This window comes from Arcticibacterium sp. (genome assembly GCF_055134445.1).
On the sequence record NZ_JBSRVI010000161.1, the window covers coordinates 76,104 to 88,347 of the forward strand.

At 39.0% G+C, this 12,244-nt stretch carries 6 protein-coding genes and 1 pseudogene; all 7 read left to right on the forward strand.

What is annotated here, in order from left to right; genetic code table 11:
• The first annotated feature begins 4 nt into the window (after positions 1 to 4).
• Positions 5 to 2,368 (forward strand): right-handed parallel beta-helix repeat-containing protein, encoded by a 2,364-nt coding sequence (locus ACTBZY_RS21150; RefSeq protein ID WP_463048380.1) that lies wholly within the window; start codon positions 5 to 7, stop codon positions 2,366 to 2,368.
• 4 nt (positions 2,369 to 2,372) lie between these two features.
• Complete coding sequence (locus tag ACTBZY_RS21155; RefSeq protein ID WP_463048381.1) at positions 2,373 to 3,728, forward strand: alpha-L-fucosidase; 1,356 nt, start codon at positions 2,373 to 2,375, stop codon at positions 3,726 to 3,728.
• Positions 3,729 to 4,000: 272 nt separating this feature from the next.
• Entirely contained in the window at positions 4,001 to 4,549 is a 549-nt protein-coding gene (locus ACTBZY_RS21160; protein WP_463048382.1) for a 3-keto-disaccharide hydrolase, read from the forward strand.
• A 32-nt stretch (positions 4,550 to 4,581) separates the two neighbouring features.
• Positions 4,582 to 4,821: pseudogene (locus tag ACTBZY_RS21165) on the forward strand (3-keto-alpha-glucoside-1,2-lyase-like domain-containing protein); the annotation flags it as partial.
• A gap of 68 nt (positions 4,822 to 4,889) precedes the next feature.
• Positions 4,890 to 7,640: a chitobiase/beta-hexosaminidase C-terminal domain-containing protein gene (locus ACTBZY_RS21170; RefSeq protein WP_463048383.1), complete on the forward strand. Its 2,751-nt coding sequence runs from the start codon at positions 4,890 to 4,892 to the stop codon at positions 7,638 to 7,640.
• A 2-nt stretch (positions 7,641 to 7,642) separates the two neighbouring features.
• Positions 7,643 to 10,144, forward strand: a complete 2,502-nt coding sequence (locus ACTBZY_RS21175; RefSeq protein WP_463048384.1) for a glycoside hydrolase family 95 protein — start codon at positions 7,643 to 7,645, stop codon at positions 10,142 to 10,144.
• 387 nt (positions 10,145 to 10,531) lie between these two features.
• Positions 10,532 to 12,178, forward strand: a complete 1,647-nt coding sequence (locus ACTBZY_RS21180) for a glycoside hydrolase family 172 protein (RefSeq protein ID WP_463048385.1) — start codon at positions 10,532 to 10,534, stop codon at positions 12,176 to 12,178.
• Positions 12,179 to 12,244: the final 66 nt, after the last annotated feature.

A 12,244-nucleotide genomic window follows, 5' to 3' on the forward strand; every position in this document is an offset into this window, starting at 1 on the left:
TTATATGAAAAACCTAGTTTTAATTTTCTTGGTAATAGGCTTGACCGTGCCATGTACTGCTCAAAAAAACAGTATAAATCTATTTGTCGCTAAAAACGGAAAAATAACAAATACTGGCTCAAAAAAACAACCCTTCGAAGGATTGGAAAGTGCCGTAAAAAAAGCCAATGAAATAAGGGCGAACAAACCTGACGCTGACATTAGTATTACCATTTCAAAAGGAGACTATTATTTGACTCATCCCATCATAATTCCTGCTGCACTAAGCGGACTAACCATCAAAGGATCAAGTGCTTCAGATGTTAAAATAAAAGGTTCAACAGTTTTGACAGGCAACTGGCAAAAACATACAGATAACATCTATGTGACGTCTGTACCTGAAAGTCTAGATTTTGACCAATTGGTGGTTAATGACAAAGCTCAAATTTTGGCTCGGTATCCAAACTATGACGAAAGTGCGGCTTATTGGCAAGGATATACCGAAGATGCCATTTCTAAGGAACGATTGGCATCTTGGAAAAAACCGGAAGGAGCTTTCTTTAGTGCTCTGCATAAGGGCAAATGGGGTGGTTTCCATTTTAAGATTACGGGCATAAACAAAGACGGTACTGCAATTTTAGAAGGCGGCCAACAAAATAACAGATACTCTAAACCCCATGAGGAATTCAGGATGGTTGAAAACGTATTTGAAGAACTTGATAGCGTCGGCGAATGGTATTTGGACAAATTAGAGCATAAGCTTTATTACTGGCCACAAGAAAACATAGATTTAAAGGCAGCCCAAATTGAAGTCTCACAGCTAAAAGACTTAATTCAAATAGTGGGTACACTAGAAAATCCGGTAAAAGATGTGAGTATTAGCGGCATGACCTTTGAAAACACCAAACGAACTTTCATGGAGGATTTTGAACCTCTTTTAAGAAGTGATTGGACCATTTATAGAGGCAGCGTACTATTTCTGGAAGGTACCGAAAACTGTAAGATTGAAAATACCGAATTTGTCAATCTAGGTGGTAACGTTATCATGGCCAGCAAATATAATGACGGCTTGGTAATTAGAGGTAATCATATTCATGAATGTGGTGCCAGTGCCATATCGTTTATTGGCGACCCATCGGCGGTTAGGTCGCCTTCGTTTAATTATAGTGAATTTGTACCACTTGATGAGATGGACACCGTTTCAGGACCACAAAACGAGTTATACCCAAGAAACTGCTTGGTAGAAGATAATCTCATTTACAGAATCGGCAGAATAGAGAAACAAACTGCAGGTGTTCAAATTTCTATGGCGATGGACATCACGGTTAGACATAACAGCATTTACGATGTACCTAGAGCGGGCATAAACATTGGTGAAGGTACCTGGGGTGGCCATATCTTGGAATTCAATGACGTTTTTAACACCGTTTTAGAAACCAGTGACCATGGTTCTTTTAACTCGTGGGGTAGAGACCGTTTTTGGCATCCTAATAGAAATACGATGGATAGCATTACTACTGCTAATCCTACTATGTATAAGTGGGATGCCATAAAAACCACCATTATCAGAAACAACCGTTTCAGGTGCGACCATGGTTGGGATATTGATTTAGATGATGGTTCTTCCAACTACCATATTTACAACAATCTCCTGCTTCACAATGGTTTAAAACTCCGTGAGGGATTCAATAGAGTGGTAGAAAACAACATTATAGTTGATAATTCCTTGCATCCACATGTTTGGTTTGAAAACAGTGAAGACGTTTTCAAGCATAATATAGTAGGTGACTACAAAGACATAAGACTATCTGGCTGGGGAAAAGAACTGGATTATAACTTATTCCCAAATGAATTGGCTCTAATGAAATCTCAACTTTATGACAGAGATGAGCACAGCATTTTTGGAGACCCTCTGTTCAAAGACCCCGGAAACTTAGATTTTTCTGTAGCTGCCAATTCTCCTGCCTTAAAAATAGGCTTCAAGAACTTTCCTATGCATCAGTTTGGGGTGCAAAAACCAGCACTAAAAGCCATTGCAAAAACTCCTGAAGGAATCGAACGTGAAGACCAAGCTGAAAACATAAAAAATGCCGCCTTAAAAGTGGCATGGCTTGGAAACGAAATAAAAAGTGTTGAATCAGAGCAAGAACAATCAGCCTATGGTTTAAGCACAGCGGAAGGTGTAATACTTGTCAATGTTCGAAAAGACAGCCCAGCCGCAAAAAACAATGGCCTGAAAAAAGGTGATGTTATCCTAGAAGCTGCAGGCAAGAAAGTCAAAACCGTCAAAGACTTTTTCCAAATTAGTTTAGACAACGAAACAAACAATTTGGACTTATTAATCATGCGTAATCAATCAGAAAAGAAAATAACTATTAATACTAAATAAGAAAATGAAATACTTACAGAAATTAGCACTTCTCCTACTGGTTGTTTTTAGCACCAATGTTGGATTTGCACAAAGTAGTGCCAAACTGAACGACGACGAGCGTATGGCTTGGTGGCGAGATGCCAAATTCGGAATGTTCATTCACTGGGGTGCTTATTCCATTATTGGCGGAGAACGAGGTGAAAAAATAGCTGGTGGTGGAGCTGAGTGGGCCATGGACAAGCTTGATTATACCATTGAGGAATATGAGAAATTTCCTAGAATGTTTAATCCAGAATTATTTGATGCCGACGAATGGGTAGCCATGGCGAAAGATGCGGGTATGAAATATATTGTCATCACGTCTAAACACCATGATGGTTTCGGACTATGGGATTCTAAGGTCTCAGACTATGACATCATGGATTCATCGCCGTTTAAGCGTGATATCATCAAAGAATTATCAGATGCTTGTAAGAAAGCAGATATTGTATTCTGTTTCTACCATTCTATTGTGGACTGGCATCATCCACAAGCTCAAGGAAATTTGTTTCCAAACTATAATGCCGGACAGAAAGACCAAACAGTGGTTAATCCAGAATTTCCTGAGTATTACCAAAACTATCTGAAACCTCAGGTAAAAGAACTTTTGACAAACTATGGCGACATAGGAGTAGTTTGGTTTGATGGCGATTGGATTGCCGATTATACCACTGAAATGGGCAAAGAGTTTTATGATTTTATTCGTGAGATTCAGCCAAACACCATTATCAACAATAGAGTAGACAAAGGTCGTAACGGTATGGCAGGCATGGATACGGAAGGTGATTTTGCAGGTGACTTTGGTACACCAGAACAAGAAATACCAGACACAGGAATAGATTCAGACTGGGAAGCGTGCATGACAATGAATGGCTCATGGGGCTACAAACCATCCGACCACAAATGGAAAAGTAGTCAAGACCTTATTCAAAAACTAGTAGACATTGTTTCTAAAGGCGGTAACTTCTTATTAAACATTGGACCAGATGGCTACGGGAGATTCCCTTCTGAAAGTATCAGAAGACTGAGCGATATGGGAGATTGGACCGACACAAACGGCGAATCACTTTACGGTGCATCGGCAAGTCCTTATGAGCGACCAGAATGGGGTCGTTACACCAAAAAAGGTGATGTGATTTATGCTCACGTTTTTGATTTACCTGAAAACGGGAAAATTCTACTTAACAAAGACATCAAAATAAAGAAGGCTAGCCTTTTAACAGGGAAAAAATCCAATTTAAAAACAGAGCTTACTCCTAAAGGAATTTTAGTTTCTGTGCCTAAAGAAGCTTTAGCCCCAAATGTGACCGTCTTAAAGTTAGAATTAGCATCGAAGTAAACTTCTGCAACAATTCATGAATTGACAAAAATGAACAAAGCGACCCTCTTGCCTATGGAGAGGGCTCGCCTCTTGTTATGTGTCAATAGCCTAATCGCTAGAAAGAACAAGCTCTTGCTGGTAAAAAGGATAAATAAAATTCTCAAGAATTTTCAAAATCAATCAACCATAACAATGCATCTGAGATACTTTATGGCTTAACCTAATTTTGAGGTATCGATTAAAAGAAAAGCATTATTTCAATTTAAATGCAGAATACGCATTAGTAAAAAATGAAAAAAATAAACCTAGCTATTCTTCTATGGATAGTAATACTACCCATAGCCGTTACCGCACAAAAAAAGCAAAAATCAGAAAAAGGCTTTGTCCAAATCTTTAATGAAAAAAACTTTGATGGTTGGTATCTGAAGCTCCGAAATGGAGATGAAGAAATGGCAAAGGAAGTATATGCGATTGAAGATGGCATAGTACACGTTTTTAAGCACATGCCAGACAGCCTAAATCTTAACACTGGAGAAAACGCTACACATGGTCTTTTTTATACCAAAAAGAAATATAGTAAGTACATACTGAGATTTGAATACAAGTGGGGAAGTAAAATAACCAACAATTTTGACAGATGGCAGTACGATGCAGGTGTTTACTATCACGTCATTGATGATGCCGTCTGGCCTGTAGGCATAGAATATCAAATTCGTTATGATCATCTTATAGATAAAAACTACACGGGCGACTTCATACGTCCCCTGGAGCAGATTATGACTGGTACACTACAGCAGACGGTAAATCATATTTACACCCAGATGATGGAGGGCAGCTAGAAAAAAACAAAAAGGAATGGTACCACTTTGCTAAACCTACAGAGAATTACAAGGCCCTAAACGATAAATGGAATCATTGCGAAATCATTGTTATGGGCGACCAGTACACCATTCATAAATTAAATGGAGAAGTCGTAAATATGGCATTTAACCTTACTCCTGGAGAAGGAATCATAGGATTCCAGTCTGAAACAGCAGAGATTTTCTATCGTGATATTAAAATCAAGGAATTTAATAAGGTAATACCAGCAGAAGTCTTCTTAAAAAAATAACACGTTTACTAAGCATGACCCGATTAAATAAAACATTACTTCTTTTTACTCTTTTGTGCTTAACACATTTGAGTCAAGCACATGACTTTTATGTTGCAAAAAGTGGAAACGACTTAAACAAAGGAACAAAAAAGAGCCCCTTCCATACTTTTGAAAGGGCAATCAAGGAGGTAGAAAAATTGGCAGGGCAAGAAAAAATAACTGTCTGGTTCAATGAGGGTACATACTACCTTGATAAAACTATTACCTTAAGTTCAGCGTATTCAGGTACTGAAGAATTCCCAGTCACATTTACTACCATACCGGGTGCAAAAGTGATTATAAAAGGTTCAAAGAAACTGGAAAACCTTAATTGGAAACCATATAAAAATGGCATTCTTGTAGCACAATTGCCCTCTGGTCTAAACTTTGACCAATTATTTATTAATAGTACGCGACAAGTCAGAGCACGTTTTCCAAACTATGATTATGAGAACCCCTTGCGTGGTGGCAAAGGTTACCATCAAGTTTCGGGTGGAACAGACCGCCGCTATGACGAATGGTTTTCTTATAATCCAGATACGTTTACAAATAAAGACTGGAAGAATCCAGAAACCGGTATTGTGCATGCCTTCCAAAGCCATAACTGGGGAAACATGCAATACAAGATAAATAGTGTAAATAAAGACGAACAGAAAGTTTATCTTAATGAGGGCGGATGGCAATTGCAGCGTTCACACGGAATTGGTGGCAAAGGAACTAAGGCTTCTTGGTTTTTCATTGATAACATTTTTGAAGAGTTAGATGTGGCCAGAGAGTGGTTCTTTGATAAAGAAACAAACCTGCTTTACTATTATCCTGAGAAAGGAACTGATTTGAACAACGCTCTGGTAGAAGTCCCAGTTTTAAAAGACCTGATCCAATTAAAAGGAAGTTCAGAAAAGCCCGTTAAACACATCACTTTTAATGGATTCACATTTACCCAATCACTAAGTGTCTTTATGGATACTTATGAGCCAATGGCTCGTGGTGATTGGGCTATACATCGTGGTGGAGCAGTATTTATGGAAGGAGCTGAAAATTGCCAAGTCACAAATTGTAATTTTGAATACCTAGGTGGCAATGGCGTTTTTATGAGTTCATACAATCGTCATAACAAAGTATCTTCGTGTCGCTTTGTACATACGGGTGAAAGTGCCGTGGCTTTTGTGGGTTTACCATCCGCCGTACGCTTTTATCAAACCTGGGACGATAAAGAAATCTTGGGCAAAAACTGGGAAGAAATGTATAAGGGAATGGATTTAAAACCAGGCCCAAAATCACCAGATTACCCTCAAAACTGTACCGTAGAAAACAGCATCATGCACGATTTTGGAGATTACGGAAAGCAAGTAGCGGGTGTATTTATTTCTATGAGCCATAAAATAACGGCATCTCATAATACCATTTACAACTGTCCCAGAGCAGGCATTTGTATAAACGACGGTACTTGGGGCGGACACATCATAGAATTCAATGACATTTGGGAAACCGTGAGAGAGACAGGCGAACATGGCCCTTTTAACTCTTGGGGACGCGAACGTCAATGGCGAGGCTCAAGAGGTTTGGATGACCATTTCTTAAAAGAATTGACCAAACTAGATGCCATTGACAATGTCATTATAAGAAACAACCGAATTGCCAATTATAGAAAATCTATTAGTGCAGGAAACTGGACCATAGATTTGGATGATGGCTCTAGTTACTTTGAAATTTACAACAATCTAAACCTTGGTTCCACCATCAAATTAAGAGATGGCATGGCCCGTAAAGTGTTTAATAACATCACCGTAAGTGCGGTTCCGCTTGGCTGGCACGTTTGGCCAAAAGACTCTGAAGACGAGATTTATAAAAACATTTTTGTGATTTCTGGAGCCATTCCAGGAAAAGAAGAACCTACCAAAAACTTCATACGAGATGTGGCCTTACCTACCGACAGACCGTGGAGTAAACATTATGACAATAATCTCTATTGGAACATTAATTATCCGGAAAATTTTGAAGTAACAACAGGTGTCAACTTTAATGACTGGCAAAAGAAAGGTTACGATTTAAACGCCACAGCTGCCAACCCACTATTCATCAATCCACAAGAAGGAAACTTTCAGGTAAAAGATAACTCTCCTGCCTTAAAACTTGGCTTTGAAAACTTCCCTATGGATAAGTTTGGGCATCAAATGACCCGTATTACTCCTTATGGCGGCGATTTCTCCGAAGAAACCTTAGTCAGTTTAGAAGCTGATATCCGTGCAGAAAATGGTAAGCAAATTTATTATACTTTAGATGGCTCCGTGCCAACAGTGAACAGCCTAAAATATACCACAGCTATGCCATTAAAAGAATCAGCCATTCTTAAAGCTCAAACATTTACTGCTGATGGACTCCCCGTAGGGTTCATATCAGAAGCCACTTTCACCAAAGTAAAAGAAGTATCCTACCCAAGTTGGTATAATACGCTAATAGCTGGAACATACTTAGGCGATAAAGAAGAAAATACTAAAAAAGCACTTGAGGCAGAACTAGCAGGTGCCGTATTAATAAACATTGCAGAAGACCCTGACCTTATAGACGCCACTGGAGGATATGACTATGGCTGTTACATAATATCTATAGATGCAAAGAAAGGGAAAATGTGGTTAGACGCTGGCTTGGATAAAGATTGGGTAATTCAAGAAATAAATGGAGAAACCATTCAATACATAAGTGATTTGAATAAATCACTTGAAAAGTATAAAGGCAAAACCGTGAGTGTTACAGCTGCCAGAGATTATAAACAGAAGAAATTTAAAGTCAATTTTTAAATATGAAATTCAAATACCTAATAGCTCTAGTTGCATCTGTTTTTCTAAACTCTTGTGGAACTACTACTCATAAAAGTTTAAAGCTATGGTATGATGCTCCAGCTGCAGACTGGAATGAAGCACTTCCATTGGGAAACGGACGTTTAGGGGCCATGGTTTTCGGAAACCCTGAGTTTGAAAACATTCAGTTAAACGAAAGTACACTATGGGCTGGCGGGCCTCACAGAAACGACAATCCTGCCGCTAAGGGGGCTCTTTCTAACATTAGGAAACTGATTTTTGAAGAAAAATATAGCGAAGCCCACGCTATTGCCAATAAAGATTTCATTTCCAAAACGTCTCATGGAATGCCTTATGAAACGGTGGGAAATCTACGACTAAACTTTGCCAATCATGGTAACTATTCTGAATACAACAGAGAATTAGACATTGAAAAAGCACTAAACACCACCACTTACACCGCTGATGGGGTTAAATACAAACGTGAAATATTTACCTCTTTTTCAGACCAAGTGATTGTCATGAGATTGACAGCTGACCAAAAGGGAAAAATCAATTTCACTGCCAGTATGGACCGCCCAGAGCCTGCTAAAGTTTCTCTGTTTGCCGAAAACGATAATACTATGGTAATGACAGGTTACGGCAGTGATAACAAAAACAGACGATTAAAAGAAGGTACTCCACCCATAAAAGGAGAAGTGGAGTTTGATTCCAGAGTGAAAATTGTACCTGATGGAGGAAAAGTCTCTTCATCTGACAGTCTATTAGTAGTATCAGATGCCAGTAGTGTAACGCTCTATATTTCTGTAGCCACTAACTTTGTGAATTATAAAGACATCAGTGCCAACCCTCATGCCTTGGCTAAGCAGTATATCGCTAAAGCTGAAAAGAAGGCTTATGATGATTTATTAAAGGACCATTCTAGCCTTTATCAAAGTTATTTCAATAGAGTTTCCATAGATTTGGGTAGCACAGAGTCCGCTCAAAAAACTACAGATGTCAGAATTAAAGACTTTAGTAAAAGTGATGACCCAGCCTTAACTGCCTTATATTTTCAATATGGTAGATATCTTTTAATATCTTCTTCTCAACCTGGTGGACAAGCCTCCAATTTGCAAGGAGTTTGGAATAATCAACTAGTGCCGCCATGGAAAAGTGCCTATACGGTCAATATAAATACGGAGATGAACTATTGGCCTGCCGAGGTCACTAATTTATCCGAAATGCATGATCCATTAATAGAATTGGTAAAAGACTTGTCAGAAGCAGGTAAAGAGACAGCAAAAGTGATGTATGATGCCGATGGTTGGGTAACGCATCATAATACAGACTTGTGGAGAATAGCCGGACCAGTAGATGGTGCTACATGGGGCATGTGGCCAACAGGAGGAACTTGGCTCAGCCAGCACCTTTGGGATAAGTACATGTTTAGTGGTGATTTGAATTACTTGAAATCTGTTTATCCTGCCATGAAAGGAGCTGCGGAATTTTGTTTGAGCGTTTTAACACCTGAGCCTAAAAATGGTTGGTTAGTAGTTTCTCCTTCCATTTCTCCTGAGCATGGACCTAAAAATCGCAAAAAGAATGTATTCATAGCAGCAGGAACTACCATGGATAATCAGCTGGTATTTGATATGCTTAGCAAAACCATTAGTGCTGCCAAACTCCTTAACCAAGACGCTGATTTGGTAACAAAGATGGAAGCAGCTTTATTAAAATTGCCGCCTATGCAGGTAGGTCAATACAATCAGCTGCAAGAATGGATGCAAGATTTGGATGACCCTGAAGATAAACACCGTCATGTATCTCATTTGTATGGCCTCTACCCTTCTAATCTAATATCGCCTTACAATTATCCAGAATTGTTCCAAGGAGCTGAAAACACTTTAATTCAAAGAGGTGACCCATCTACAGGATGGTCAATGAACTGGAAAATCAATTTATGGGCTCGTCTGCTAGACGGAAATCATGCCTATAAATTAATGCAGGAGCAAATCAAATTAGTTGGTCGCCCAGACTCTCCAAAAGGTGGAGGAACTTATGCAAACATGCTAGATGCTCATCCCCCGTTTCAAATTGACGGAAATTTCGGATTTACCTCAGGCTTAACTGAAATGCTACTCCAAAGTCACGACGGAGCCATTCATTTGATTCCGGCTTTGCCTGATGCATGGCAAAAAGGAAACGTTAAAGGACTTCGTGCAAGAGGTGGTTTTGAAATAAGCTCCATGGAATGGGAAAATGGAAAACTGAGCAAAGTCATTATCAAATCAAAACTAGGGGGTAATTGTCGTATTCGTTCTTACAGCGAGTTGACCCTCGACACAGGAAGTAGCATGAGTATAGCAGAAGCTAAAAACTCAAACCCTTTTTATCAGCTACCAGAAATCAAAAAGCCTTTGGTTTCAGAATCGGCTACGCTAAAAGAATTGTCTTTAAAAACCTTCTTTTTATATGATATCAATACCGAGCCTGGAGAGGAAATTATTTTAATTGGTAAGTAATAGATTTTATTAGCCACTGAGAAAAATAAATAAAATGAATTCCTTATATCAGCCTGTACTGTTTGAGCACAAGCAAAATTCTCTAGCAATGATAAAATCAGATACTTATCGTTATAAGAATTTTTGAATGTGCGAGTTTACAGACGGTCGGCCGCTGCCGTGCAGTTTTTTTTGACGGTCGGCCGCTGCCGTTCGTTTTTTTTCGAAAAAAAATGAATGCGGGCTGCAAGCCTCCCCACTGGAAAGTGAGCCGAGAAAAAAGGTAGGGATCGATTTTGAGATTGAATCAAAAGTGGCCTTAAAGGCTTTCATTGAACACTTTTAAAACATTTTTAAATTTACTCGGACAACAGTAAATAGATTTAGTAAAAACACAAAATCAGTAAAATGAATACATTACCCATTAAAACACTTCTTTGTTTTATCTTATTGACAGTTACCACTAGAGTATTTGCCCAAGACAACAGCACTGTTTCCATAAAATCCTTATTAAACGACATGGTAAATAGAGATGCCATAGCTCGTTTTCCTGCTACCAATTTTAGGTTAAAGCAGGAAAGTAGTTATAACAGAGCCTCCACGACACCTGCGGATACAGTTGGCTGGTTTATTAATAAAGATTACAACAGCAAAGACGAAGACCATAATTTCATTAGAATAGAAGAAAATAATGGCCAAAAAGAATGGGTATTAATGGACCACGAAGGCCCAGGAGCAATTGTCCGTTCATGGATGCCTTTTTTAAGTCCTGACCAACCCAACACCGATATTCAAATCAAAATTTACTTAGACGGAAACCCAGAGCCTGTTATGGAAGGTAATATGCTAGGCTTGCTTGACGGCACGGGACTTATTCCCTATCCTTTAGCTCATCAATCTTTGCGTTCGTCTGTTTCTTTTTTCCCTATTCCCTTTGCCAAAAGCTGCAAAATAACCACTGATGCCAGACCTTTCTTTTATCAGTTTACTTACAGAGCCTACGACGAAGAAACCAAAGTAAAAACGTTTACAATAGAGGATTTCCATGCCAACATGAGTTTGACTAAGAAAGTGGGACAAGAACTTTTAAACCCTCAAAGTGCTGAAAAAGGGAATTTAATTTCCCTAAATGCCGACCTAGCTTCAAAACAAAAAAAAACTATAAATTTACCTAAAGGGAATGCAGCGATAAGAGAACTTAGTTTAAAGCTAGACAATTATCAAAACCCAGAGGTAACACGTAGCATAGTTTTGAAAATAGAGTTTGACGGAGAACAAACAGTTTGGTCTCCAATAGGCGATTTCTTCGGAACTGGAATAGGGCTAAACCCTTTTCAAGGATGGTACACATCTGTGAGCGAAGATGGAACCATGACATGCAGGTGGGTGATGCCTTACCAAAAATCTGGAAAAATCACGCTTGTTAATTTAGGCGAAGAACCAATAAACTTTGATTTAAAAGCAAACATTGGCCACTGGAAATGGGATAGCGAAAGCATGTATTTCAATGCCGCATGGCGAGGACAATACCCTGTACCCACCAGACCGTTTTCAGACTGGAATTATATATCGTTAAAGGGTAGAGGTGTTTACGTAGGAGATGCCCTAACCGTAATGAATCCCGTAGCAAAATGGTGGGGAGAAGGCGATGAAAAAATATGGGTAGATGGAGAAGGTTTCCCTTCTATTTTTGGAACAGGAACAGAAGATTATTACGCATATTCTTGGGGAGGAAGAAGCAGCGATTTTTATGAACACCCTTTCCATGCTCAGCCCCGCAGTTATGTTTACAATAAACTAAATCGCAAACAGACTAAAGAAAAAAACACATCAGGTTATAGCACTGAAACCAGAACACGTGCTTTGGATGTTATGCCATTTGGCACCTCATTACAGTTGGACATGGAAGTTTGGAGCTGGACCGATTGTGAAATGGGTTATGGCGTTGGCATGTATTGGTATGGTGATAGGCAAACCACATCTAACAGAATCCCAGATGAAAAAGAAGCACTAAACATACCTCCGCTACCAGAGGGCTTCCCCTCTAACAAATAATGCCCACCTAAAATCGTTTTTTGAACATTGCCAATGATTTCTATGGCTAAATAAGCAATAATTCAC